Origin of the sequence: Allotamlana fucoidanivorans, assembly GCF_006265225.1 — a bacterium.
GTDB classification, from domain to species: Bacteria; Bacteroidota; Bacteroidia; order Flavobacteriales; family Flavobacteriaceae; genus Allotamlana; species Allotamlana fucoidanivorans.
The window spans coordinates 271,132-297,548 of the sequence record NZ_VDCS01000005.1; the positions used below are offsets into that span (position 1 = coordinate 271,132).

21 protein-coding genes are annotated in these 26,417 nt (G+C 35.3%); 15 read left to right on the forward strand and 6 right to left on the reverse strand.

The annotated features are described in order from the left end of the window. Positions 1-2 precede the first annotated feature (2 nt). The 4 genes from FGF67_RS06755 (at position 3) to FGF67_RS06775 (ending at position 4,233) form a co-directional block, all read left to right on the forward strand. Entirely contained in the window at positions 3-677 is a 675-nt protein-coding gene (locus FGF67_RS06755; RefSeq protein WP_139696027.1) for an SCO family protein, read from the forward strand. 71 nt (positions 678-748) lie between these two features. Then, positions 749-985 carry a FeoA family protein gene (locus FGF67_RS06760; protein ID WP_139696029.1) on the forward strand — a complete coding sequence of 79 codons (237 nt, stop codon included), beginning with the start codon at positions 749-751 and terminating at the stop codon, positions 983-985. Continuing rightward, entirely contained in the window at positions 978-3,077 is a 2,100-nt protein-coding gene (gene feoB / locus FGF67_RS06765) for a ferrous iron transport protein B (RefSeq protein ID WP_139696032.1), read from the forward strand. The genes FGF67_RS06760 and feoB overlap by 8 nt, the downstream gene beginning before the upstream one ends. Positions 3,078-3,348: 271 nt before the next feature. Then, positions 3,349-4,233, forward strand: a complete 885-nt coding sequence (locus FGF67_RS06775; protein ID WP_139696035.1) for a 3-keto-disaccharide hydrolase — start codon at positions 3,349-3,351, stop codon at positions 4,231-4,233. A 25-nt stretch (positions 4,234-4,258) separates the two neighbouring features. Here the strand turns inward: FGF67_RS06775 and FGF67_RS06780 are convergent, their stop codons facing one another. Beyond that, on the reverse strand, positions 4,259-4,915 hold the full coding sequence (locus FGF67_RS06780; RefSeq protein WP_139696038.1) for a metal-dependent transcriptional regulator: 657 nt from the start codon (positions 4,913-4,915) through the stop codon (positions 4,259-4,261). A gap of 100 nt (positions 4,916-5,015) precedes the next feature. On the opposite strand from FGF67_RS06780, the gene FGF67_RS06785 reads away from it, so the two are divergent. From FGF67_RS06785 to FGF67_RS06810, 6 genes are all read left to right on the forward strand, one after another. Further along, complete coding sequence (locus tag FGF67_RS06785; RefSeq protein WP_139696040.1) at positions 5,016-7,322, forward strand: TonB-dependent receptor; 2,307 nt, start codon at positions 5,016-5,018, stop codon at positions 7,320-7,322. 8 nt (positions 7,323-7,330) lie between these two features. Continuing rightward, positions 7,331-8,236, forward strand: coding sequence for a metal ABC transporter solute-binding protein, Zn/Mn family (locus FGF67_RS06790; RefSeq protein WP_139696041.1), 906 nt, complete (start codon positions 7,331-7,333; stop codon positions 8,234-8,236). 90 nt (positions 8,237-8,326) lie between these two features. Beyond that, positions 8,327-9,064, forward strand: a complete 738-nt coding sequence (locus tag FGF67_RS06795; protein ID WP_139696043.1) for a metal ABC transporter ATP-binding protein — start codon at positions 8,327-8,329, stop codon at positions 9,062-9,064. A gap of 3 nt (positions 9,065-9,067) precedes the next feature. Beyond that, positions 9,068-10,195: a metal ABC transporter permease gene (locus tag FGF67_RS06800; protein ID WP_139696045.1), complete on the forward strand. Its 1,128-nt coding sequence runs from the start codon at positions 9,068-9,070 to the stop codon at positions 10,193-10,195. After that, entirely contained in the window at positions 10,188-11,348 is a 1,161-nt protein-coding gene (locus tag FGF67_RS06805) for a metal ABC transporter permease (protein WP_139696047.1), read from the forward strand. Before FGF67_RS06800 ends, FGF67_RS06805 begins: the two co-directional genes overlap by 8 nt. Positions 11,349-11,350: 2 nt before the next feature. Further along, a complete protein-coding gene (locus FGF67_RS06810) occupies positions 11,351-11,713 on the forward strand; it encodes a YraN family protein (RefSeq protein WP_139696049.1) in 363 nt (120 codons plus the stop codon). Positions 11,714-11,717: 4 nt separating this feature from the next. On the opposite strand, the gene FGF67_RS06815 is transcribed toward FGF67_RS06810, so the two are convergent. After that, complete coding sequence (locus FGF67_RS06815; RefSeq protein ID WP_139696052.1) at positions 11,718-13,064, reverse strand: TlpA family protein disulfide reductase; 1,347 nt, start codon at positions 13,062-13,064, stop codon at positions 11,718-11,720. A gap of 17 nt (positions 13,065-13,081) precedes the next feature. Beyond that, entirely contained in the window at positions 13,082-16,435 is a 3,354-nt protein-coding gene (mfd, locus tag FGF67_RS06820; RefSeq protein ID WP_139696055.1) for a transcription-repair coupling factor, read from the reverse strand. 147 nt (positions 16,436-16,582) lie between these two features. Here mfd and FGF67_RS06825 point away from each other — a divergent pair, with 147 nt between their 5' ends. After that, the gene (locus FGF67_RS06825; protein ID WP_139696057.1) at positions 16,583-17,014 is read left to right on the forward strand and encodes a tellurite resistance TerB family protein; all 432 of its coding nucleotides are present in this window, start codon (positions 16,583-16,585) and stop codon (positions 17,012-17,014) included. Between the two features lie 265 nt (positions 17,015-17,279). Beyond that, positions 17,280-18,797 (forward strand): alpha-L-fucosidase, encoded by a 1,518-nt coding sequence (locus FGF67_RS06830; protein ID WP_139696059.1) that lies wholly within the window; start codon positions 17,280-17,282, stop codon positions 18,795-18,797. Between the two features lie 119 nt (positions 18,798-18,916). Here the strand turns inward: FGF67_RS06830 and FGF67_RS06835 are convergent, their stop codons facing one another. Further along, positions 18,917-19,756, reverse strand: coding sequence for an AraC family transcriptional regulator (locus FGF67_RS06835; RefSeq protein ID WP_139696061.1), 840 nt, complete (start codon positions 19,754-19,756; stop codon positions 18,917-18,919). 141 nt (positions 19,757-19,897) lie between these two features. On the opposite strand from FGF67_RS06835, the gene FGF67_RS06840 reads away from it, so the two are divergent. The 3 genes from FGF67_RS06840 to FGF67_RS06850 are packed head-to-tail and all read left to right on the forward strand — an operon-like array spanning position 19,898 to position 23,239. Beyond that, a complete protein-coding gene (locus FGF67_RS06840; protein WP_139696063.1) occupies positions 19,898-20,806 on the forward strand; it encodes a carbohydrate kinase family protein in 909 nt (302 codons plus the stop codon). Further along, positions 20,800-22,365 (forward strand): L-fucose/L-arabinose isomerase family protein, encoded by a 1,566-nt coding sequence (locus FGF67_RS06845; protein ID WP_139696065.1) that lies wholly within the window; start codon positions 20,800-20,802, stop codon positions 22,363-22,365. The genes FGF67_RS06840 and FGF67_RS06845 overlap by 7 nt, the downstream gene beginning before the upstream one ends. Positions 22,366-22,387: 22 nt before the next feature. Beyond that, a complete protein-coding gene (locus FGF67_RS06850; RefSeq protein WP_139696068.1) occupies positions 22,388-23,239 on the forward strand; it encodes a class II fructose-bisphosphate aldolase in 852 nt (283 codons plus the stop codon). A gap of 62 nt (positions 23,240-23,301) precedes the next feature. Here FGF67_RS06850 and FGF67_RS06855 read toward each other — a convergent pair whose 3' ends face one another. Continuing rightward, positions 23,302-25,419 (reverse strand): Tex family protein, encoded by a 2,118-nt coding sequence (locus FGF67_RS06855; protein WP_139696071.1) that lies wholly within the window; start codon positions 25,417-25,419, stop codon positions 23,302-23,304. A gap of 358 nt (positions 25,420-25,777) precedes the next feature. Then, a complete protein-coding gene (locus FGF67_RS06860) occupies positions 25,778-26,296 on the reverse strand; it encodes a ferritin (RefSeq protein ID WP_139696074.1) in 519 nt (172 codons plus the stop codon). Positions 26,297-26,417 lie beyond the last annotated feature (121 nt).

A 26,417-nucleotide genomic window follows, 5' to 3' on the forward strand; every position in this document is an offset into this window, starting at 1 on the left:
GCATGCTATCGTTTTTTAAAGCGTACAAAAAATTTGCCATTGCTTTTACAATCATTTCTATTGTCATCATAGCCCTTATTTATAATACGCTGAACGTTTACCAACCGCTCCCTATTTACCAACCCGCTATGGTAAGCACAGAATTGGTAGACAGCACGATACAATACAAAAAGAAATACCATAAAATAGCAGATTTTAGTCTGGTTAATCAAAACGGAAACATTATAACTCAAGAAGCTTACAAGGATAAAATATATGTGGCTGATTTCTTTTTTACCACCTGCCAAACGATATGCCCTATTATGACCAACCACATGGCAGATATACAAAAAGAGATTTTAAATGATGACGAGGTGATGCTGTTATCACATTCGGTAACACCAGATATTGATACTGTGGCACAATTAAGACAGTACGCAAACAAAAAGGGAGTTAATGACGAAAAATGGAATTTAGTAACTGGTGATAAAAAGCAAATTTATGAGCTTGCCAGAAAAAGCTATTTAGCCGTAAAAGATAACGGCGATGGTGGTCCCTTTGACATGATTCATACCGAAAACTTTATGCTCATAGACAAAAAACGGCAAATACGTGGGTTTTATGACGGCACAAATTCAGAAGATATTTTGCGTCTTTTAAAAGACATCAAAATTCTAAAAGAAGAATACCAGCAATAGTTTTATAAATACATTTTTTTAGGCTAATTTTTTACACTATTTTTGCTTCTTTAAAATCAATCTAAATAACATTGCAAGATACTTTAGCACATTTAAAACGAGGAGAAGACGCTATCATTACTGATGTGTCATCCATTCACATTCCGCTAAAGCTTTTAGAAATGGGATGTTTACCTGGTAATTCAGTAAAACTTGTTCAAGTAGCGCCATTTCAAGACCCTATGTATTTAAATATAAATGGGTCTCATCTTGCTATTAGAAAAGAAACGGCAGCTCACATTTTAATTGAAAAGGTAACTAATGAGTAAACAGATTAATGTTGCACTAATTGGTAACCCAAACACAGGAAAAACCTCGGTATTTAATGCTTTAACGGGTTTAAACCAAAAAGTAGGAAACTATCCTGGTATTACTGTTGAAAAAAAGGAGGGAGTTTGTAAGCTCCCCAGAGGCGTAAAAGCTCATATTATAGATTTACCAGGAACCTACAGCTTAAACGCCTCTTCATTAGATGAAAGCGTAGTTATTGAACTTCTTTTAAATCAAAATAACAAAGACTTTCCTGATATTGCTGTTGTAGTTACTGATGTTGAAAACCTAAAGCGTAATCTTTTAATATTTACACAAATAAAAGATTTACAAATACCTACCATCTTGGTGATAAACATGGCCGACAGAATGAGCTACAAGGGTATTTCATTGGATATTGAGCATTTAGAAAAGGAGCTTCAAACAAAAATTGCCTTGGTTAGCACCAGAAAAAAACAAGGTATTGATGAATTAAAACAGCTTATTTCTAATTACAAAGATGTTTCTGTAAAACCTTGTTTAGATATTGCTTCCATTGACGTTACGTATTTTGAAAATTTGAAAAAAACCTTTCCAAATCAACTCATGTACAAATTGTGGTTGGTTATTACACAAGATGTTAATTTTGGGAAAGTAGATCGTAACGAAGTGGATGCGGTGGCCGATTTCAAGACAAAAACTAATGCCGACTTAAAACGTTTACAGCAAAAGGAAACCATAAAACGCTATCAATTTATTAACAACGTTTTAAAAGTTGGGCAAACCATTGATGTAACACAGGCCAAAGATTTACGCACCAAATTTGACCGTATTTTAACCCATAAATTTTGGGGGTATATTATATTTTTTGCCATTCTGCTTCTTATTTTTCAAGCTATTTATGACTGGGCTACGGTGCCAATGGATTTCATTGATGCCTCTTTTGCTTCATTAAGTGAGTGGTTAGCTAACTTACTCCCCGACGGCGCCTTTACCAGCTTGCTTACCGAAGGTATTATTCCTGGGTTAGGCGGTATTGTTATTTTTATTCCTCAAATTGCCTTTCTCTTTCTATTCATCTCTATTCTTGAAGAAAGTGGCTATATGAGCCGTGTGGTATTTTTAATGGATCGTGTTATGAGGCGTTTTGGTTTAAGTGGTAAGAGTGTCGTGCCTCTTATTTCTGGTACAGCCTGTGCCATTCCAGCTATTATGGCTACAAGAAATATTGAAAGTTGGAAAGAACGCTTAATCACCATTTTAGTCACCCCATTCACAACGTGTTCAGCCAGACTGCCTGTATACCTTATTATAATTGCTTTGGTAATACCAGAAGGGCGCTTCTTGGGCTTAAGCTATCAAGCGTTAACCCTAATGTTACTGTACTTAATCGGCTTTGGAACCGCAGTCATTTCAGCTTATATCCTTAATAAAGTGCTTCAAATAAAAAGTAAATCTTTCTTTGTGGTTGAAATGCCCAACTATAAATTACCACTTTTTAAAAACGTAGTGCTAACCGTTGTTGAAAAAACAAAAGCATTTGTTTTTGGAGCTGGTAAAATTATTTTGGCTATTTCTATTGTATTATGGTTTTTGGCTTCATATGGCCCTGGAGAACAATTTAATAATGCTGAAGAAATTGTTAAAACCCAATTTGCCTCGCAAAATTTAAGCGACGAAGAACTTCAAAATAAAATAACATCACATAAGTTAGAGCATTCTTTTATAGGAATTACAGGAAGAGCCATTGAACCCGTTATAAGACCTTTGGGTTACGACTGGAAAATTGGCATTGCTATTGTAAGTTCGTTTGCTGCTCGTGAGGTGTTTGTTGGTACATTAGCCACAATTTACAGTGTAGGAAGTGACGATGAAGAAACGATTAAAAATAGAATGGCTGGCGAAGTCAATCCTATTTTGGGAGGGCCTTTGTTTAATTTTGCTTCTGGAATATCCTTGCTACTTTTTTATGCCTTTGCTATGCAGTGTATGAGTACTTTGGCTGTGGTAAAAAGAGAGACCAATTCTTGGAAATGGCCTTCACTTCAATTAGCCTTGATGTCTTCTTTTGCATATATTGTTGCTTTAATTGCCTTCCAATTATTGAAATAATTACCACTTTTTTACGACCTTTAAAGGTATGAATACCATAGTACAAAATATATTAGCTTTTTCTGCAGTTGGACTGGCTGTGGCTTTTTTAATTAAAAAGTTCTTTTGGAAAAAATCAAAACCCAAAAAAGCGTGTGGCAATGAAGATTGTGGTTGCCACTAGCAGATTATCATAATGTCCTGAAATACAAATTGTGCTATACCAATATTTTCAAGGCTATAGCTTATCTATTTTTATTACATTTGAGTACACTTGTAAAAAACACGCAACATGTATTTTAAGTTAAGACTCTTTTTATGCCTATGCTTTGCAGCTTCCCTTTTAACATATAGCCAGAATAAATCAAAATCAATTGCCTTATTGGATGCTAATTTGAGTCAATTTGAAACATGGCTTGGTGTTCCGCATACCACGGTAAAAGGACTTCCTGAAGGCACGTATCAATCTAACAATGTAAACAGTGGTACACCCATTGGCTTAAACCAAGACGCAAAACAGGTGTTCTCTGTTATTGAAGAAGAAGGCAGCCTTGTTCTAAAAATTACAGGTGAAATTTATGGCGGACTCACCACAGAAAAAAACTTTAGCAACTATCATTTGAGTGTTAAGTTTAAATGGGGCGATAAAAAATGGGAACCTCGGCTTAACGCCAAAAGAGATTCTGGTATTTTGTACCATGCCTATGGAGCTCATGGAAGGTTTTGGAAAACGTGGAAAACCAGCTTAGAATATCAAGTACAGGAAACAGATCTTGGTGATTTCATTCCGCTTTCTGGAAACACTGAAATTCCTAAAGTTTCTGGTCCAAAGGTTGAAATTCGAGGCAATGCTCAAAAGAAACAATATGACCCAACCCAAGACACCTATTTTGAAGGCAATGGCTATATTCATGCCTATATTGAACCCGACATGCCACACGGGCAATGGAATCATTTAGAAATATATGTATTAGGAAATGATGCAGTACACGTGGTAAACGGACAAATAGTTATGGTTGTTGAAAACGCTATAAACCCTGAAACAGGAAAACCTTTAACGGAAGGACAAATACAAATTCAATCAGAAGCCGCTGCGTGTTACTACAAAGATTTAACCATAACGCCCATAAAAGAGTTTCCAAAATTCATAAAGAAGACAGTACGATTTAAATCATAATCTATTTTAAAAATATTAAAGCAATCTAAGAAACTCTAATAAATAAGTTATTGGCTATCAAGTTTGAAATAATAAGTTCTTTATTGTTAGCTTGTATTGTAATAGAATGATCAAAAGGTTCGCGGTGAATAATTTCAATTTCAGTACCCAAGGCAATGCTATTCTTATCTAAATATTTAAGAAAATTAGACGAAGAATCCTTTACACCTACACAAATACCTCGATGCCCTACTTGGGCTTCTGAAAGCAAAATTTTATCTATTTTTTTAATATGTCCAGATTTATCGGGTATAGGATCTCCATGCGGATCATGCGTTGGAAATCCTAAAAAAGCATCCAACTGCTCAATCAATTTTTTAGATTTTATATGTTCCAATTGTTCGGCTACCTCATGAACCTCATCCCAAGAAAAGTTTAAATGATCTACTAAAAACACCTCCCATAAGCGGTGTTTTCTCACAATGCTCAAAGCAATTTCCTTTCCTTCTTCGGTTAAAGTAACGCCTTGGTATTTCTTGTAGTCGGCATACCCTTTTTCAGAAAGCTTCTTCACCATATCGGTCACCGATGAGGCCTTAGTTTCCATTTCTTTAGCAATAGCATTGGTACTCACATTGTGGGCACCGTACTTCCCTAAGTGATAAATCGCCTTGATATAGTTCTCTTCTGTAAGGGTAATCATGAATATAATTTAGTCACTACGCAAAGATATAATATTTATTACATTAAAATAATTTTTAGACTAATCTAAATTTTATTTTATATTTGCAAAAACTTAAATCATGAAAAACCTTATCATACTCCTTATTAGTATTTTAAGTTTAAGCGCAACCGGACAACATATTGCTGGCACAACACGTGCAAACGGGGCTCCCCTTCCTTTTGTTAATGTATACCTTAAAAACAATTCAAAAGGAAGTTCAAGTAACGAAGACGGCTTCTATATCATAAAAAACATTGCACCTGGCAAGTATACCATTGTAGCCTCGTTTACGGGCTTTAAAAAAGTAGAAAAGCAAATTTTAGTAACAGAAGGCAAAACAGCTACAATAAATTTCGAACTCGAGGAGTCTGAAAGCCTTGACGAAGTTATTGTTACTGGTACGTTAAAAGCCGTTTCAAGGTTAGAAAGCCCAGTGCCCGTTGAGGTCTATGCACCTGCCTTTTTTAAAAAAAATCCAACACCAAATATTTTTGAAGCCCTGCAAAATGTAAATGGCGTGCGCCCGCAATTAAACTGTAATGTGTGTAATACTGGCGATATTCATATTAATGGTCTTGAGGGCCCATATACATTGGTTCTTATTGACGGTATGCCTATAGTTAGTGGACTGTCAACCGTTTATGGGTTATCAGGAATACCCAATTCCCTTATTGAACAAGTTGAAATTGTTAAAGGCCCAGCATCATCACTATATGGCAGTGAAGCCGTGGGCGGCCTGATAAACATCATTACCAAATTACCTGAAAATGCTCCCGTGGTGTTTGCTGATAGCTATTTAAGTGATTGGGGCGAATTTAATTTTGACGCAGGACTTAAAGCAAAGGTTGGGAGAAAAACCGATGTACTCATCGGGGCAAACTACTACAACTACTCCAACCCTATTGATAAAAATCAGGATAACTTTACCGATGTTACCCTTCAAGATCGTATTTCGGTTTTTCAAAAGTGGAATTTCAAACGAAAAAACAACAGATTATTCTCTTTGGCAGGACGCTATTTTTATGAAGACCGTTGGGGCGGCGAAATGCAATGGAACAAAACCTATCGTGGCGGTGATGTTATTTATGGAGAAAGCATCTACACCTCGCGTTATGAAATTATTGGAAACTATCAACTGCCCATTCATGAAAAAATGACCTTTCAGTTTTCATATTCAGACCATGATCAAAATTCCGTATACGGAGACACACCCTACCTAGCAAAACAGCGCATAGGTTTTGGGCAACTCCTTTGGGATAAATCACTAAAAAACAATGACCTTCTTTTTGGTTTGGCTGCACGCTACAATTTTTATGATGATAATACGCCTGCTACCAACACTGCCGATGAAGTTACTATACCCTCTGTGTTTGTACAGGATGAAATTACCTTAAGTTCAAAACAACGTCTACTTTTAGGTGCTAGATATGATTATGATAAACGCCATGGTTCCATTGTTACACCAAGACTAGCATATAGGTTTAAACCCACAGAAGAGGATATTATTAGACTCAACGCCGGTACTGGTTTTAGGGTAGTTAACCTGTTTACAGAAGAGCATGCTGCACTTACAGGCGCAAGAGATGTTATTATAGAAGGTGAGCTTGAACCCGAAACATCGTATAACATCACCTTAAACTATCTCAAAAAATTATATACAAAAAGTGGTATGCTATTCACTTTTGATGCTTCTGCCTGGTATACCTATTTTACCAATGCCATTATTCCCGATTATGATTCAGATCCCAATAAAATATTTTACAGAAATTTAGATGGCTTTTCAACCACCAAAGGCCTTAGCTTTAATATAGATGGTATTTTAGGTCATGGTATTAAAGGATCATTAGGTGCCACGTTTCAAGACGTTTCAAAGACAGAGGATGGCGAAAAAACACGACAAATATTAACGGAGCGGTTTACAGGGGTTTGGTCTTTATCTTATAAACATTTTCCAACAAATATAACGGTAGATTATACAGGAAATATTTATGGACCCATGCGCTTACCTCTGCTTGGTGAACTTGATCCGCGTAGTGAATATTCACCAACATGGAGTATTCAAAACATTCAATTTACCTATAACGGATTCAATAATTTTGAAATCTACGCTGGTATTAAAAATCTTTTAAACTGGACACCTAATAAAGGAAATCCGTTTATTATTGCTAGATCTGAAGATCCGTTTGATAGACAAGTAGACTACAATGAGTCAGACCAACCTGTCATGGCTACCAGCCCTGCCACAGGGCAAACCATCACAGTGCAACCTGGAGGTGTTATGCCCACTGAAAACAACCCGTATGCCCTAACCTTTGATCCGTCCTATGTTTATGCCCCCAATCAAGGGAGACGATTATTTTTTGGATTACGCTATACTTTAAATTAATTTTAACCATGCAAAAATCAATCTTTATACTTTTCATATCATTACTCTTTCTCAATTGTAAAAATGAGAAAGAAACAAATGGTAAACTCAATGTGGTCACTACAACCACCATGATCACAGATTTAGTTACAAATATTGCCCAAGATGAAGTCAATCTACAAGGCCTAATGGGTAGTGGTGTAGATCCGCATTTATACAAAGCCAGTGAAGGGGACGTTACCAAACTATACAACGCCGATCTTATTTTTTACAATGGCTTACATCTGGAAGGCAAACTGGTTGAAGTTTTTGAAAAAATGAAAAACAAAAAAACCATTGCCATCTCAGCTGCTATTGACAAGAACACCCTCATTGGTTCTGACTATTTTGCTTCAAATTATGATCCGCATATTTGGTTTGATATTGATTATTGGAAAGAAGTTGCTGTTTTTGTTGAGTATTACCTTTCGGAAGCAATACCGGAGAAAAGTGCCGTTTTTGCATCAAATAGAAAAGTCTATATTGAAAAACTAAATAAGCTTAAAAAAGAAGTATACGATAAAATCGATGAGTTGCCTCAAGAACAACGTATTTTAGTCACAGCACATGATGCCTTCAATTATTTTGGAAAAGCGTTTGATTTTGAAGTAGTAGGCCTGCAGGGCTTATCAACCGCAACAGAAGCAGGCGTACAAGACGTTCAAAATCTATCAAACTTTATCATAGAAAAACAAGTAAAAGCCATTTTTGTGGAAAGTTCGGTACCAAAACGAACCGTTGAAGCCTTACAGGCCGCAGTGAATTCAAAAGGCCATCATGTTACTATTGGAGGATTACTATACTCGGATGCTTTGGGTGACAAAGGCACAATTGAAGGCACTTATATTGGCATGTTTAAATACAATGTTAATACCATTGTTAATGCGTTAAAATAATGTAATTTGAAGCAAAATCCTGCTATACGCTGTATCTTTTTCTCGTTCCTCAAAAAAGGATGCCGCTTCTATCAGGGCTAAAAAAAGAATATGAGTAATAAAATAGCTGTACAAATAGATGACCTTACCGTAGCTTATAACTACAAACCGGTACTTTGGGATATTGATTTAGAAATTCCTGAAGGTGTCCTTATGGCCATTGTAGGGCCCAATGGCGCTGGGAAATCTACTTTAATCAAGTCTATTTTAGGTATTTTAAAACCTATTGCTGGCAGTGTAAGGATTTACGGAAAACCCTATAAAAAACAACAAGCATTGGTAGCTTACGTGCCTCAAAAAGGAAGTGTAGACTGGGATTTTCCAACCACAGCACTTGATGTGGTTATGATGGGAACTTATGGTAGCCTTGGTTGGATAAAACGTCCAGGGCAAAAAGAAAAAAAAGCAGCTCTTGAAGCACTTGAAAAAGTAGGTATGCTTCCTTTTAAAAATAGGCAAATCAGCCAACTTTCAGGCGGACAGCAACAACGTATCTTTTTAGCACGGGCCTTGGTGCAAAACGCTTCCATATATTTTATGGATGAACCCTTTCAAGGTGTTGATGCCACTACTGAAATTGCTATAATAAACATTCTAAAAGAACTCAGAAAGGCAGGAAAAACTGTTATTGTAGTACATCATGATTTACAAACGGTACCTGAGTATTTTGATTGGGTAACCTTCTTAAACGTGAAAAAAATTGCTACGGGTCCGGTTAAAGACATATTCAATGATGATAATTTAACCAAAACCTATGGCATCAATTACAAGGTTAGTATTCAAGAATAAGTCATGGATGTATCAGAATATATAAAACTGGTTTTTACCGATTACACCCTTAGAACCATCACACTGGGCACCGCTATTTTGGGTGCTGTAACTGGCATGCTAGGCAGCTTTGCGGTGCTAAGAAAACAGAGTCTTTTAGGGGATGCCATCTCTCATGCAGCCTTGCCAGGTATAGCCTTAGCGTTTCTGTTAACAGGCACTAAAGATAGTCATGTGTTACTTCTTGGGGCTTTAATAAGTGGTCTTATAGGCACCTTTTGGATTCGTAGTATCATAAAAAAGACCCATTTAAAGTCTGATACGGCACTCGGACTTATTCTGTCTTTGTTTTTTGGTTTTGGGATGTTGTTACTTACTTTCATTCAAAAACAACCTAATGCCAACCAAGCGGGTTTAGATAAATACCTTTTTGGTCAGGCAGCCACTTTAGTAGAAAGTGACGTTTGGATGATGGCTATAGTTACCGGCATTTGTCTATTTGTACTACTTCTTTTTTGGAAAGAGTTTAAAATTCTACTGTTTGATGCCGATTATACCAAAACATTAGGATTTAACACAAAGTTCATTGATGTTCTCATTACCTCATTTATTGTACTAGCCATTGTTTTAGGTCTACAAACCGTTGGTGTTGTTTTAATGAGCGCTATGCTACTAGCTCCAGCTGCAGCTGCCAGACAATGGACCAACAGTCTGGGTATAATGATTGTTTTATCGGCAACTTTTGGAGCGTTCTCTGGCGTTTTTGGTACCGCTATTAGCGCCTCTCAAAATAATTTATCCACAGGTCCTGTTATAGTCATTATCGCTGGGGTTTTCGTATTGTTCTCTTTTATATTTTCACCAAGCAGAGGATTGCTCTTTAAACAAATTCGTTTTATAAAAAACAGACGCGACCTACAACAACATAAAACCTTGGCCTTTATGTTTCGCATCGCTGAAACGCATGACAATATTTCGCACCCGCATGCTATAAAAATACTAAACAATTTTCAGGGTTTTACTAAAAGTACACTTCAACAACTGGTGAGAAAAAATTATGTGAAGATTGATGGAAACATGTGGCACTTAACCGAAGAAGGTTTTAAAACCGCTACCAATTTGTATAACCAACAAGAGAAGACAAATGACTAGCGCTCAATTTGAAATACAACTCATTGCCTGCATTGTTGCCATAGCTTGTGCTATTCCTGGCACCTTCTTGGTACTTAGAAAAATGGCTATGATTAGTGACGCGATAAGTCATTCTATTTTACCTGGTATAGTTATTGGATTTTTCATCACTCACGATTTAAATTCACCCTTTCTCATTGTTCTTGCGGCTATAACTGGCATCATTACGGTAGTTTTAGTGGAGTACATTCAAAAAACTGGATTGGTAAAAGAAGACACCGCCATTGGCTTGGTATTTCCTATTTTGTTTAGTATTGGAGTTATTTTAATTGCTAAAAATGCCAATGATGTACATTTAGATGTAGATGCCGTTTTATTAGGGGAACTGGCTTTTGCGCCTTTTGACAGATTTGTAGTTTCGGGATTTGATTTAGGTCCAAAATCGTTATGGATTATTGGCTGTATTCTTATTATCACCGTGATTTTACTCTTTGCATTTTTCAAGGAATTAAAAGTAAGCACCTTTGATGCTGGGTTATCAGCCTCTTTAGGTTTTTCTCCAGCACTGATTCATTATGGGCTAATGACAATGTCTTCCATTACCACAGTGGGTGCTTTTGATGCAGTTGGCGCCATACTTGTGGTTGCTTTAATGATTGCGCCCGCAGCAGCAGCCTATTTACTAACCAATGATTTAAAACGTATGCTTCTCTATGCCATTTGCTTTGGTATTTTTAGTGCCATTTCAGGCTATTGGGTAGCCCATGCACTAGACGCTTCAATAGCTGGCTCCATAACCACCATGCTAGGTCTGGTGTTTTTACTGCTCTATTTATTTGCACCAAACAAAGGAATTATTGCTGTTCTGTACAGAGAAAAACAACAACGTACAGAGGTATCTCTACTTACCTTTTTATTGCATTTAAAAAATCACACCGAAGAAACAGAACGCCACGTTAACCACCTTAACGAACATATAAATTGGCAAAAAGTACGTTCAAAAACCGTTTTAGAGCTGGCCCTGAAAAATAATATGATAAAGTTTGATAAAAACATTGTTTCCCTAACCAAAAAAGGAGAAAAATTTACATCGCAAGCCATTGACTATATCATAACCAATCAAGACGCAAAAATTGAGCACATGAAAGATGATTTCTTTTTATTTAGAGGATAGTTATGGCTAAACACAATGATCTAGGCAAAAAAGGAGAACAACTAGCTGTTGATTATCTTATTGATAAACAGTACGAAATCATGGCACGAAATTATAGGTTTGATAAGGCCGAAGTAGATATTATTGCTAAAATTAATAACACCCTAGCTATTATTGAAGTGAAAACCCGATCTGGTACAGATTTTGGCAACCCTCAAGATTTTGTTAAACCCAATCAAATAAAAAATCTTGTAAAAGCTGTTAATGAATACGTTATAGTCAATGCTCTAGATGTTGATGTTCGCTTTGACATTATTGCCATAGTGAAAACCAGCAACAACACCTTTGACATAGAACATCTACAAAATGCCTTTTATCACTTTTAAGGCTTTATTCTGAACTAATTTTAGACACTTTATTCTTAAAAAAGGCTTTCACCGCTTCAAAATCTTCAGGCTTATCCAATATTTCTTTAGCTTTATTAAGGATAAAATACGTTGGAGTTGACTTTACACCATAAGATGCAGCTATATGGTTTTCCCATTTACCTTGGCCATAAACATGAATAAAATCTGAATATTTTGGTATTAAAGCATTCCATTTAGTGGGCTCATCTTCAAGGCCAATCGCTACTACCTTAACTGTTACTTTTGGAAGTTCATCAACAAACATTTTTAACTGTGGTACCTCATCTAAACAATGAGAACATCCGCTGCTCCAAAATATCAGAACATAATGTTCCGCTACATTAAGATTACTTAATTTTCCTAGACCCTTATTTTTTCCATCAACTTCCAAAGAAAAATCAGGAGCCTTTGTACCATTTGAAAGGTCTTTATATAATATCAGTGTATGTAATAACTCCTGATCATTAAGCTTTACGGCTATATCCATTAAATATTCTTCAGCAATATAATTTGCCACAGGTTCTATTTTTAAATCTGCCATTTGCTGCCACAAATCAAATAATAAGATACGCTGTATTTCAATGGGAGCCACTTTCATTTTTTGGCTAACAACATCAATATTTTGTTTAAATGTTGTTATTTTATCTGCATTCTTAGACGACATACCAAACACATAATTCAACGTTTTTTCCGTTAAGAAATTAGAGCTTTGCAAGGTTGGATTACTAAAATCTACAAAATCAAAATAATGTTTTTTTAAGCTTTTTATATACAAGTCGATATCTGTATATCCTTTGGGCGTATAGGGTTTATTTGCTTTAATAAACTCTAAGGCTATAGTCCCTTTTGCTGCATTTTCATAATTTGCCTGAGTTTCGCGTTGAGTTTTAAAAATGGTATTTAAAGCTGTGGTGTCTCGACTTTTTCTTCTAAAATAATTTCCAATGCTTTGCGTTACCATTGACATGCTGTTGGTATAAGAGGTTAGAAGCCTGTTCTCAAACGAACTTTCATAAGTTACGCCTGTTTCAGCATTAAACTTAAGTTCTACATCCTCTTTTCCGTTATAAATCACATCAAAGTTATAGTCTTCTTGAGGCATAGCATAAACTAATCGATATACACCTTTTTGAATGGTGGAATCTAATTTTATTTCAAACTTGCCCATATCATCAATTTTTGCATTGGCAACATACTCTGAAATGGTTGGTGTTACTTTATACAACAATAAAACGTTATAGCTTTCTGCTGGGCTAAACGTTCCTTTTATAACATGTTGCCCCAACAAAAAACTAGGAATAAGATATAGGATTAAAATGATATGTTTCATACTTCTGTTAAAAACAATTATTGAGCCATAATGGGCTTTAAAGCATCTAACGCTTGTTTTACCGATTTTATATTTTCAAATGTAAGCATTAACCTAAGTCCGTTTCTTGTTTGTTTCTCCTTCATTTTGCAAGCTCTTGGATTGGTTTGAACGTATTGTAAAACTCTAGTAAAACTAGCACTTTGATAAAAACTACTTTGCTGATCATGAATAAAATAACCTATCAACTTTCCTTTCTTCATCACCACTTTTTCAAAACCAATTTTTGTAGCCAACCACTTAATTTGGACACTATTTAACAGATCGGTCACCTGTTTTGGTAAGGTTCCAAAACGATCTATCAATTCCTTTTCAAAGGTATGCAATTCATCTTCGGATTTTAAATCATTAAGTTGTGTATACAAGCTTAATCTTTCAGCTATATTATTGATGTAACTATCAGGGAAAAGCAATTCAAAATCAGTATCAATAGTTACATCCTTAACATAAACCTTCTTTTCCTCTGGTTCATTATACAAATCTTTAAACTCATTTTCTTTAAGTTCTTCAATAGCTTCGTTTAATATTTTTTGGTAGGTATCAAATCCTATTTCATTAATAAACCCGCTTTGTTCACCACCTAATAAATCACCTGCGCCTCTTATTTCAAGATCTTTCATGGCAATATTAAATCCACTGCCTAACTCTGTAAACTGTTCAAGGGCGGTAATGCGTTTTCTGGCATCATCAGTCATGGCTGAATATTCTGGAGTAATGAAATAACAGAACGCCTTTTTATTACTACGCCCCACTCTACCCCGCATTTGATGCAAATCGCTCAACCCAAAATTATTAGCGTTATTTATAAAGATGGTATTGGCATTGGGCACATCTAAGCCACTTTCTATAATCGTGGTACTTACTAAAACATCAAAAGCACCATCCATAAAAGCCAGCATGAGTTGTTCTAGTTTTTTTCCTTCCATTTGTCCATGACCCACACCAATTTTGGCATCAGGAATAAGGCGTTGTAGCATGCCAGCCACTTCCTTGATATTCTCTATTCTATTATGAATAAAAAAGACTTGACCGCCCCGCTCAATTTCATAGCTAATAGCATCTCTGATGGTTTCTTCATTAAATCTGATTACATGACTCTCTATAGGATATCTGTTTGGTGGAGGTGTGGTAATGACCGATAAATCTCTGGCTGCCATTAAACTAAACTGTAAGGTTCTTGGAATAGGTGTTGCTGTAAGCGTTAATACATCAACATTATCCTTAATCGTTTTAAGCTTTTCTTTTACAGCAACGCCAAATTTTTGTTCTTCATCAACAATAAGTAGTCCTAAATCTTTAAATTTTACATTTTTATTGACTAATTGATGCGTACCTATAATAATATCAACCTCACCACACTCTAAAGCTTCAAGAGTTACTCTTTTTTCTTTTGCGGTTCTGAATCTATTCACATAATCCACAGCAACAGGAAAATCCTTCAACCGTTGCCTAAAGGTTCTGGCATGTTGATAGGCTAATATGGTTGTTGGCACCAAAACCGCCACTTGCTTACCATTATCAACCGCCTTAAAAGCAGCTCTTATAGCGACTTCAGTTTTTCCAAAACCAACATCACCACATACCAAGCGATCCATAGGGCGTTCACTTTCCATATCGGCCTTAATATCAGCCGTTGCTAAACTTTGATCAGGAGTATCTTCATAGATAAAAGATGCCTCTAGTTCGTGCTGCATATAACTATCCGGATTATATTGGTAGCCTTTTTCTGTTTTACGCTTTGCATATAATTTAATCAGATTAAAAGCTACATGCTTGACACGTGCTTTTGTTTTCTGTTTTAAGGTTTTCCAAGCATTACTACCTAATTTGTATATTTTAGGTGGTTTACCATCTTTGCCATTAAACTTTGTGATTTTATGTAACGAATGAATGCTTAAATACAGCACATCACGTTCTCCATAAATCAATTTAATAGCCTCTTGTTTTTTTCCTTCTACATCTATTTTTTGAAGCCCGCCAAAACGCCCAATACCATGGTCTATATGCGTTACATAATCCCCTATATCTAAATTGGTAAGCTCCTTTAGTGTAATGGCTTGTTTTTTAGCATAGCCGTTTTTTAGATGAAATTTATGATATCTTTCAAAAATTTGATGGTCTGTATAGCAGGCTAATTTAGCCTCATGATCAATAAAACCTTGATGCAAGGACAATACAACCGTTTTGTACACCACCTCTACTTCAACGTCATCAAAAATATCATGAAATCTTTTGGCTTGTTGCTCACTAACACAAGCTATGTAATTAACATATCCTTTATTATGGTTGGTATTTAAGTCTTCTATTAAAAGATTAAATTGTTTATTGAATGATGGCTGTGGCGTGGTTTGATAAGTAATAGTTTCAATGCTTTTATAGGCATTTGAAAACAATGAAGTGGGCCCAAATTCTAATATAGAGAACTCTAAAAGCTGTTTTTTAAGCAATATTGAATTACAAAACAGTTCCTGAGGTTTGGTGTGCTTTATCGTTTCAGAAAGGGTTTCAAAAGCCTCTTCTGCTTTAGCATAAAAATCATCAATCCTTGAAAACAATAAATCTGCATTCTTTAAGCAAACCACCGTTTTTTGAGCAATGTATTTAAGGAAACTTTGTCTTTTCTCTTCAACCAATTTATTGGCTACATTAGGAATAATATTGATTTTTTTAACCTGATTTACAGAAAGTTGTGTTTCAACATCAAAGGTTCTAATACTATCTACTTCATCACCAAAAAACTCAATTCTATAAGGCTCATCATGCGAAAATGAAAACACATCAACAATACCACCCCGAACAGAAAATTCTCCTGGCTCAGTAACAAAATCGACACGCTTAAATTTATATTCAAATAATATTTCATTTACAAAATCAATAGATAAATTATCCTGAACAGAGACTTTAAGGGTGTTACGTTCCAGTTCTCTTCTAGTGACCACCTGCTCAAAAAGAGCATCAGGATAGGTGACTATAATGGCTGGTTTCTTTTGAGAATTAATTCTGTTTAAAACCTCAGCCCTAAGAAGCACATTAGCATTATCAGTTTCCTCAATTTCATAGGGCCGCCTGTAACTTCCTGGATAAAACAAAACATCTTTATCACCTAATAATTGCTCTAAATCATTTAGATAGTGTGCAGCTTCTTCTTTATCATTAAAAACCATTAAAAATGGCCTATTAATAGTATTAAAAACACTTGATATTACAAATGATAATGAAGAGCCGACTAGGCCTTTTACATGAATTTTATTTTGGTTTTTGGTAAGACAATCCTGCAGATTTTGCGTTTGCAAAGCCTGTATATAGGTTTGAGAGAGGTCACTTATACTCACCTAATTGCATTTTAAGTTGCAAATATACATCTTAGCGTATTTAATTTGGCAAATTCTTATTATGAATGCGTTAAAATTATGAATGCGAACTCTATTAATAAACAAAAAAAATATGTAGGTTTGTGTAACTAACAAAACACAAAACATATGTCATTTTCAAACTTATTTGATGGAGGTTTTAAAAGGCGAAATGAAGGACATTTTGCTGCTATAGTGCGTGTAGCCATGGATGATGGCATTATTACCCCTGAAGAACAAGCGTTTTTAGATCGTTTGGCTCACAACCTAGATATTAGTGAAGCACAGTATAAGGACATTTTAAAAAACTACAAAACACACCCAATCAACCCTCCCGTTGAATATGACCTACGTTTAGAGCGTCTTTATGATTTGGTAAGAATGGTTCATGTAGACCAAATAAAAGGAGACTCTGAGCATAAATTATTAAATAAAATTGGTGTCGGCTTAGGGTTTCATGCCGTAAATGTGAAATATATAGTGGATAAAGCACTTACACTTGTAAATAATGGTGTTGATCTTGACACATTCAAAGATCAAATAAAAAACATGAATAAATAAAAAGATTTCATTTTGAAAATAACCAAAAGCGAGCTTCTCATTTGAAGCTCGCTTTTTTTTTTGCGATTATGCTTTAAAACCATAACTGAGAACCGCACAAAACGCTGTATCAAAACTTTAAATAAACTTGACATCTTCTGTTTTTGCACGTTCTGATTCAAAAAAAATCAAACGTTGCTGTATATTAACCAATAGTTATATTATTTAAACATAACTACCTGTACCTTTACATCATTAAAATGAAGAAATAATTAATTTTTTTTGAATGAATAATATAGTTAAATACCTTTTAGTTGCCTTATTATTTTGGTCATGCAATAACACCATATCAAAGCCCGAGGCTGAAACCCCAAAAACATTTGAGCCTAATTGGGAATCATTGGCAGAACACACAGCGGCGCCAGAATGGTTTCAAGATTCTAAATTTGGCATTTATTTCCATTGGGGATTGTATAGTGTTCCTGCGTATGGTACTGAATGGTATCCTTATTTTTTATATAGAAACGAGAAACCTGATTTTGCTAAATATCATGAAGAAAATTATGGTCCATTAGAAGAATTTGGGTATCATGATTTTATTCCTCTATTTAAGGCTGAAAAATTTGATGCTGAAGACTGGGCTGAGCTCTTTAAAACAGCTGGAGCGAAATTTGCAGGCCCAGTGGCACAACACCACGATGGTTTTGCTATGTGGGATAGCGACATAAACCCCTGGAATGCAGCAGCTATGGGACCTAAAAAAGATATTACGGGAGATATTTTAAAGGCCATAGAAAAACGTGGTCTTAAAACCATGACTTCGTTTCATCATGCTAGATTAAGACAAAGACATGAAGGTGATTCTACAAAATGGGATACCTATAACAGCCATTTTGCTTACAACCCAAAATACCCTACATCATCTGAAGACCCCGATTTAAAAAAGTTCTATGGTAATTTACCTCAAGCGGAATTTGACCAATATTGGTTAGACCAAGTTAATGAGGTAGTTGACAAATACTCACCAGATATGTTATGGTATGACGTATGGCTTAATCATGTTGCTGAAGATAAAATTCAGGAAATGGCCGCTCATTATTTTAATCATGCCTTAAAAACCAATCAAGAAACTGTACTGGTTGCTAAACATGATGATTTACCTAAATCTATGAGTGTTTTAGATATTGAACAAGGCGGTAAGAAAGACGTCTCTGAAACCGTATGGATGACAGATATTACTGTAAGTGACAAAGGAAGTTGGTGCTATACTAAAGGACAAGTTTACAAAACACCACAAATTTTACTTAGAAACATGATTGATGTTTGGAGTAAAAATGGTGTGGTTTTATTAAATATATCTCCAATGGCAGATGGCACTATAAATCAAGAACAAAGAGACCTTTTAACCCAAGTTGGAGGTTGGCTTGACGTTTATGGTGAATCTGTTTATGGTACTAGACCATTTCATATATATGGCTTCGGGCATGCCAAAGCCGCTGATGGAGCACATGGCGGGCAGTCTGCAAAAGTTGAGTATACTGCAGAGGATGTAAGATACACCACTTCAAAAGACAAAAAAGCACTTTATGTATTCTTATTAGGTAAGCCGGAACCTGGTACAGAAGTTTCTCTTGGAAAATTAAATAACATTGGTTATGGCCCTGCTTCTCCTGTAAAACGTATTGTAGAGTTAAAATCTGGGCAAGAAGTTAAATGGGAAAAAACCGAAAGAACATATAAATTTATAGTACCAAATGTTGAACTTAACGATTTGGCAAACGTATTTAAAATGGAATTAGAATAGTAAATAGTAGTTAGTTTTTTTTGAATTAGATGCAAAGCCTTGGTTATAGCGATTTAATCAAGGCTTTTGTTATATGATGAGCTTACTAAGCCTCTTATTTCGATTATTATATAATCATTTTAAAAATTCATTCTATATTGTGCTGGAGTAAATCTGGTTATAGCCTTAAACTGACGGTGAAAAAAAGAAAGATTAACATACCCCGTCTCAAAGGCAATCTGCTCTATAGAATCATTGGAGGCTCTCAATAATTCACATGCTTTACTGATTCTATATTCGTTTAAATATTGGGTAAAGGTTTTATTAAATGACTTTTTAAAAAATTTAGAAAACGAAACTGGCGTCATAAAAACTAATGCACTTAGTTGTTGAGAGTTTATTTTTAATTGATAATTTGATTCTACAAACTTCATAATTTTCTGGATTCTCAATGAAGTTTTTACATTGGTTTCAAAATGGCCACCCAAACTAAGTGTTTCAAAACGTTCAAAAGATAATCTATGCAGAATTTCCACGGTATTTAACAATTTATACATAGGTGGCAACTCCTGCATCTCTAGCAATTGTTTACCAACTTTCTTAGCTATGGTTGTATTAAAAAGAAGTCCATTTTCACTATGCTTCAACAATTTCTTAATATGCTGAAACTCTATTTTATTCATCCACCCTTCTCCAAGTAAATCTTTATTAAACTGTATAAAAACAGATTTTGCTAAATGTTTCTTAGTGCTATTACTTTTCCAGCAATGTGGTAAATTAGAGCCTAATAACACTAATTCTTCAGGATAATAACTCTGTATAGAATTACCAACGCTTCTTATACCCGAACTCTCACAAATAAATGTCAATTCAAACTCTGGGTGAAAATGCCAAGGCGTTTCAAAATCATCCTTCTCAAAAATATCATAATGAAAAGATTGATTTAAATCATTTGAAATGGGTTCAAAAATGGCTTTCATTATGTTCTAATTTTCATAATACACAAACAAATATATTAAATAAAGACAAAATAGTACATGTTTTGACTAATTAGGGATTTAATCAAACCCTAAACTGTGATGTAATTTTACACCTGTAATATTTATAAAGCCTTAAAAGCAATGGATGTACTGGTATCGGGCATGTTGGTAGTTGATATTCTCGCGGAAGTTCCTACACATTTTAAAAAAGGAGAAAAACATGAAATACCCAAAATAATAATACAAGGAGGTGCTCCTGCTGGTAATGCCGCTTGTTTTATAGCTCAATGGGGTATAAAAACAGGATTTGTGGGCTACAAGGCCAATAATACCCTAAGCAAGATTGCTAATCAAGAGCTGGAGCGCTATAATGTTAATACTAAATTAATGCTGAATAAAACCCATTTTCAACCAGCAATTGCCGTGGTTGAAGTTGACGAAAATAATGGTGAGCGAACCGTTTTTTACTCATTACAGGGTTATAGCCCCCTTTCAGTTAAAGACATTAACGAAGACTGGATTAAAGAAAAAAAACTGCTTCTTGTAGATGGATATGACATTCAAGGAAACATAGAACTCCTAAAACTTGCAAACAAATATAATATCCCTTCTGTTTTAGACATTGAAACAGGTAACATCAATGATTTAAAACAAATGATTAAACTAGGCAGTCATATTATACTGCCCCTTGAAGGAGCAAAGCATATAACCCAATTAAATAAACCACAAGACTGTTTAATGGCCTTAAGCTCATTAACCGACGGCCAAATAGTTGTTACCGATGGGGCACATGGTTGCTGGGCATGGCAACATGGTAACGTTATTCATCAACCCGCATTTCCTACAACGGTAGTTGACACTACAGGGTGTGGCGATGCTTTTCATGCGGCTTATGCCATTGCCCTACTAGAAAAGAAAACATTGATAGACCGCTTACAATTTGCCTCAGCTTATGCCGCTATAATTGCGCAACATTTTGGCGGTAGAAGTTATTTTCCTAGTGCCGAAGAGGTTGAAAACGTTATACAAAAAAACACAACATTATGTTAGCAGATATTTTAAACACACAACATGTAAATCATTTTAGTTCAGGTGACACAAGCAAAACTGATTTTTCAGAAAGACAAGGTATTGTAGCTCATGAAATGGAACAATTAATAAGCTACAAACCTAAATCAAAACCAGTAAAAATAGGGTTAATAGGCATTGGGTTAGAGATGCATTTTGACTGGGAACTAGCAAAAAAGTCATACAAACAGGCCCTAAATAAATGTCAAGATATTGTAGGCAGTACTACATTGTTAGCACCTGAAACACCACTTCAAACGAAAGATGAGCTGCTTAAAGCACTCAACAGCTATAAAAAACATGAACTCGCGGGAATCATTATTTATCAAGCATCTTATATCTCAGGAGATTTGGCTTTAGCTCTGGGAAATTGGTTACGTGTGCATAAAACTCCTTTACTAAGTTGGTCTCACGACGAAGTTACAGGCGGGAGGCTCACTGCCAACAGATTATGTGGTCAAAATTTTCTTCTAAATATTTTAAATACCCTTGAGGTTAAATATTCATGGGTATTTGGAACTGCCCAATCCAAGGAATTGAACAACGCATTATCTCAATTTTTAAGGGTGGTAATAGCGAAAAAGAAATTAGAACACAGTAAACTGCTTATGATTGGCGGCATGCGTGTACCAGGATTCTATGACTGTGAACTCAATGAACTATCTATTTCTAAACACTTTGGAATAGGCATTGAACGCATTGATTTAGAAACCATTTGGAAACATGCCGAAAAATTTGAAGATGGTGATATTGAACCTATCGTTTATAAATTAATTCATAATGAAAAATGCCATGATAGCCAAGTTAGCAAACGTGAATTAATGCTTTCTGTTCGTCTTAGCTTAGCCATTGCAGATTATGCCCGCTTAGAGAACTATGCTGGCGTGGCTTTAAAAAACTGGCCAGAGTTATTTGACAATTATCAAATTTCAGGAGATGGCGCTGGTGCATTAGTTCAGGATTTAGGCATCCCTGTTGCTGACGAATCTGATATGGGTGGGTTAATTACAATGGTTATCATGAACGAAATTTCAAATGGCAAAGCACTACCCACACTCATGGATATGTCTATTTTAGATCACAAAAACAACACATTAGGCATGTGGCACTGTGGCGGATCTCCCACCAGATTATTACGAACAAACAGCACCTATGAGGTAAGGAACCATAGCATTCTCGATAATTTTGATGAAGCACAATCATATGGTATGCTTCTAGAATTTTTGCTAGAAAAAGGCCCTGTAACTATAGCCAAATACCAATACCCTCATGCATCAAGCATGCTCTCTTTTGAAGGAGATATTATTGATTCTCCACTACAATTTAGAGGGGCTTATGGCGAGGTAAAAACTAAAAACATTCAAGCTTCCGCTGTAGTAAGCACCATACTGAACAACGGACTAGATCATCATTGGATTGTTGGTCGTGGTCATTTTCAAGAAGACTTAAAAGAGTTTAATCATTGGACAGAAGTCAATGATTTAGATTTTTCTGAAGCCAAACTATATGGAAGAAGTATTCAAAAAAACTTAAACTATTAACACCACTCAAAACAATGAAGTCATGCAAAAAAAAGACTTAATAGAATTAGTAAAAACTTATAGAAATGAGCAAAAATGCTTAATCGGGTTTAACATAAATGATATTTACGATTTAAAAGCTATTGCCCTTGCTGCCGATGAAGCACTATCCCCTGTTATGGCCATGACCTATCCACCAGTAGTGGAGCTAAATTCTAGCTTCCTGTGTAAAAAAATGGTTGAAGGTATTCAAGCCAATACCAAGCAACCTATTTATTTGCACCTTGATCACAGTACCTCTATAACTATGTGTAAACAGGCTATTGATGATGGCTATGATTCGGTTATGATTGATGGTTCTCAAAGAAGTTTAAAAGAGAATATTGCTATGACCAAAGAAGTGGTGAAATATGCTGAATCTGCTGGTGTTATGGTTGAAGCCGAAATTGGAAAGATTATGGGCAGAGACGTTGTGGTAAAATCAGACAAGGATTTCCTAGCCAGCGTTAATGATGTAAAAGCTATTGTAGAAGAAGCCCAACCGCACATACTAGCTGTTGGTATTGGTACAGCCCATGGTTTTACTCCAAAAGCACCCAAAATTCATTTTGACAGATTAGCTGAGATTGCAGATGCTGTTGCTGTGCCTTTAGTACTTCATGGAGGCACTGGAATCCCTGACGAAGACATTCAAAAATCTATCCAAATGGGAGTCGCTAAATTAAATGTAGGCACTATGATTCATACCACTTACATGAAATCTTTATATAACGAAATGCGCAAAGACATTGATTCGGCTTACCCGCCTTACCTACTAAAAACCGTTATTCCAGAAATAAAAGACGTAGCCTTAAATCGTTTAAACGCTGTAAATAAGCAGTATAGTCTTGCTTAAAATTTCTATGAAACAGAAAAGCCATAGCTGCTCTAGTATAAGAGAGTCTCTATGGCTTGTTGTTATTTATGCAACTTTAATTGAATACGTTTTCTAGGAATATCTACGTCTAAAACCTTTACAATAACCTGTTGGTGTAAATGCACATGTTCGTTAACATCTTTCACAAAACTATCCGATAAATTAGAAACGTGAATTAATCCGCTTTCTTTAATTCCCACATCAACAAAACAACCAAAATTAGTAATGTTATTAACTATTCCTGGTAATAGTTGCCCTTCTCTTAAATCCTCTATCGTTTTAATGTTTTGATTAAAGGTAAATACCTTAGCTTGCTCTCGAATATCTAGCCCAGGCTTTTCTAACTCTTGTATAATATCTTTTAAAGTTAAAACACCAACGGTATCTGTACAGTAGTTTTTTAAATTGATTCTTTGAAGCAGCATTTTATTCCCTATAAGCTCGTGCACCGATTTTCCCAAATCTTTAGCCATTTGCTCAACTATAGCATAACTTTCTGGATGTACGGAAGAATCATCTAAAGGGTTTTTAGCCGATTTTATTCTTAAAAAAGCAGCCCCTTGTTCAAAAGCTTTACCACCCAATCGGGGTACTTTTTTTATGGCTTCTCTAGAATTAAACGGGCCATTTTCACTTCTAAAATTAAAAATATTTTCAGCTAATTTTGGTCCAATTCCAGACACGTAACTTAACAACGATTTACTCGCAGTATTAATGTTTACACCTACTGCATTTACACAGTTTTCTACAACAATATCCAGTTGCTTTTGAAGCTTATTTTGATCAACATCATGCTGATACTGTCCTACTCCAATCGATTTTGCATCAATTTTAACCAGCTCGGCCAAAGGATCTTGTAAACGTCTCCCTATTGAAACTGATCCTCGAACCGTAACATCGTAATTGGGAAATTCTTCTCTTGCAATTTTAGATGCTGAATAAATACTCGCACCAGCTTCACTCACCACAAAAACTTGAATGTCATTTTTAAAATGCACTTTCCGAATTAGTGCTTCGGTTTCTCTTGATGCTGTACCATTTCCAATGGCAATAGCTTCAATTTTATAAGCATCGGCCAAAGAACTTATCTTCTTCATAGCACCAACACTATCATTTTTTGGTGGATGCGGAAAAATAGTCTCATTGTACTTTAATTGTCCTTGAGCATCTAAACACACCACTTTACACCCTGTTCGGAATCCTGGATCTATTCCCATAACACGTTTTTCACCCAGTGGAGAACCCAATAACAGTTGCTTTAAATTTTTAGCAAAGACAGTAATTGCTGCATCATCTGCTTTTTCTTTTGCTATTTGAAGTGCTTCATTACTTAAAGACGGTAATAATAAACGCTTATACGCGTCTTTAATAGCAATTTCAATATGGTTGGCGCAATCGTTATGCGAACGGATGATGCGTTGTTCTATTTTATCTAGAGCACGCACATCATCAATAGTAATTTTCACACGGATAAGCTCTTCTTTTTCAGCCCTTAAAATCGCTAACAAACGGTGAGATGGTATACGACTTAAGCTTTCCTGCCAATCAAAATAATCTCTAAACTTTTGTGCAGCTTCATCATCTTGCTTTGTTTTTATAACTTTAGTTTCAATTAAAGCAAAACGTTCTAATTGATAACGCAAATTGTTTCTAATATCGGTACGCTCGTTAATCCACTCTGCAATAATATGTCTGGCACCTTCTAAAGCATCTTCAGCAGATACCACATCACCTTTAACATATTTAAAAGCCAAAGACTCCACATCGTTAGCATTTTGACTCATAATGATTTTTGCCAACGGTTCTAAACCATTTTGTCGTGCTTTTTCAGCTTTTGTTTTTCGGCTTTTTTTAAAGGGTAAGTATAGATCTTCAAGCGTTCTTAAATCTTCAGCTTCGGTAATTTTTAGTGCAATTTCAGAATTTAAAACTCCTTGTTCTTCCAGAGTTTTTATAATTGCTTTTTTACGCTTTTCTAAAGCTTCATATTGTTCTTTATACTTAACAATATCTGCAATTTGAACTTCATCTAAATTTCCAGTACGTTCTTTTCGATATCGCGAAATAAACGGTATGGTACAATCTTCTTCTAAAAGTGCAATGGTATTTTTTACAGCATCCTTTTGAAGTTGTGTATGCTGAATAATATAATCAATCATAAGTTTTAAACGGGTTATGGTCGTGCTAAATAAAGGATTTTATAATGAAAACAAAAAGACCTATTAGAAAATGGGTTTCTAATAGGTCTTTTTACAACAAGTCATTTAATCTTAAAAAATTAAGCCACTTTTTTAATTAAATCGAAACAAGGACATTTTTTACAACGTTTGTTTTCGCCTTTTTTAAACTTTTTACAGCAACTAGACTTTACTTTTTCAGGAAGTTCTACCCCTAATTTTTTAAGTTTCTTTACTGCCTTTTTCTGCTTTTTTTTCCCCACCGAATAGTATCATTGATAAACTTGCGGGCAAAAATATGTTATTTTTATTAAATCTAAATAAGATTAAATGTTAAAATTTATTCTGAGGTATTTGTAGCAGCTGTGGTAACCGTAAGATTTTCAATATCTCTATCAAACAAATAAAGGCCACCCTTGTCATCACCAATCAATTTAATCTTATCAAGAATCGTTCGTGCTACGGCTTCTTCTTCTATCTGTTCAGACACATACCATTGTAAAAAGTTATGGGTGGCATAATCTTTCTCTTGAAGTGAAATGTGCACCAATTCATTGATGCTTTGAGATACAAACACTTCATGATCATAAAGTTTTTCGAACATTTCTTTGAACGATTCAAATGTGACATTAGGCTCAGACAACTGCGAAATTTTAGCATGCCCTCCACGCTCATTAACAAATTTTACTAATTTAAGCATGTGCTCACGCTCTTCATCAGACTGCGCATACATAAAACCAGCAACACCTTCTAACCCTTTAACTTCAGCCCAACACGCCATTGCCAAATAAATTTGAGACGACTCGGCTTCTATTCTTATCTGCTTATTTAAAGCTTCTTCTATTGTTTTTGATAACATAATCGTTGTTTTTACGTAAAGTTAAAGATTTTGTTGTGTCCTTTGCAAAAACCTTCATAAAAAAAGGTTATTCCATCATTGATGAATAACCTTTTCACAACCTAATAAACTCGGTTTGTTT

Bases quoted from the DNA above. Each gene is read 5' to 3' on its own strand.
- FGF67_RS06755 (WP_139696027.1), top strand. From the start codon at position 3: ATGCTATCGTTTTTTAAAGCGTACAAAAAATTTGCCATTGCTTTTACA.
- feoB (WP_139696032.1), top strand. From the start codon at position 978: ATGAGTAAACAGATTAATGTTGCACTAATTGGTAACCCAAACACAGGA.
- FGF67_RS06775 (WP_139696035.1), top strand. From the start codon at position 3,349: ATGTATTTTAAGTTAAGACTCTTTTTATGCCTATGCTTTGCAGCTTCC.
- FGF67_RS06780 (WP_139696038.1), bottom strand. From the start codon at position 4,915: ATGATTACCCTTACAGAAGAGAACTATATCAAGGCGATTTATCACTTA.
- FGF67_RS06785 (WP_139696040.1), top strand. From the start codon at position 5,016: ATGAAAAACCTTATCATACTCCTTATTAGTATTTTAAGTTTAAGCGCA.
- FGF67_RS06790 (WP_139696041.1), top strand. From the start codon at position 7,331: ATGCAAAAATCAATCTTTATACTTTTCATATCATTACTCTTTCTCAAT.
- FGF67_RS06795 (WP_139696043.1), top strand. From the start codon at position 8,327: ATGAGTAATAAAATAGCTGTACAAATAGATGACCTTACCGTAGCTTAT.
- FGF67_RS06800 (WP_139696045.1), top strand. From the start codon at position 9,068: ATGGATGTATCAGAATATATAAAACTGGTTTTTACCGATTACACCCTT.
- FGF67_RS06805 (WP_139696047.1), top strand. From the start codon at position 10,188: ATGACTAGCGCTCAATTTGAAATACAACTCATTGCCTGCATTGTTGCC.
- FGF67_RS06810 (WP_139696049.1), top strand. From the start codon at position 11,351: ATGGCTAAACACAATGATCTAGGCAAAAAAGGAGAACAACTAGCTGTT.
- FGF67_RS06815 (WP_139696052.1), bottom strand. From the start codon at position 13,064: ATGAAACATATCATTTTAATCCTATATCTTATTCCTAGTTTTTTGTTG.
- FGF67_RS06825 (WP_139696057.1), top strand. From the start codon at position 16,583: ATGTCATTTTCAAACTTATTTGATGGAGGTTTTAAAAGGCGAAATGAA.
- FGF67_RS06830 (WP_139696059.1), top strand. From the start codon at position 17,280: ATGAATAATATAGTTAAATACCTTTTAGTTGCCTTATTATTTTGGTCA.
- FGF67_RS06835 (WP_139696061.1), bottom strand. From the start codon at position 19,756: ATGAAAGCCATTTTTGAACCCATTTCAAATGATTTAAATCAATCTTTT.
- FGF67_RS06840 (WP_139696063.1), top strand. From the start codon at position 19,898: ATGGATGTACTGGTATCGGGCATGTTGGTAGTTGATATTCTCGCGGAA.
- FGF67_RS06845 (WP_139696065.1), top strand. From the start codon at position 20,800: ATGTTAGCAGATATTTTAAACACACAACATGTAAATCATTTTAGTTCA.
- FGF67_RS06850 (WP_139696068.1), top strand. From the start codon at position 22,388: ATGCAAAAAAAAGACTTAATAGAATTAGTAAAAACTTATAGAAATGAG.
- FGF67_RS06855 (WP_139696071.1), bottom strand. From the start codon at position 25,419: ATGATTGATTATATTATTCAGCATACACAACTTCAAAAGGATGCTGTA.
- FGF67_RS06860 (WP_139696074.1), bottom strand. From the start codon at position 26,296: ATGTTATCAAAAACAATAGAAGAAGCTTTAAATAAGCAGATAAGAATA.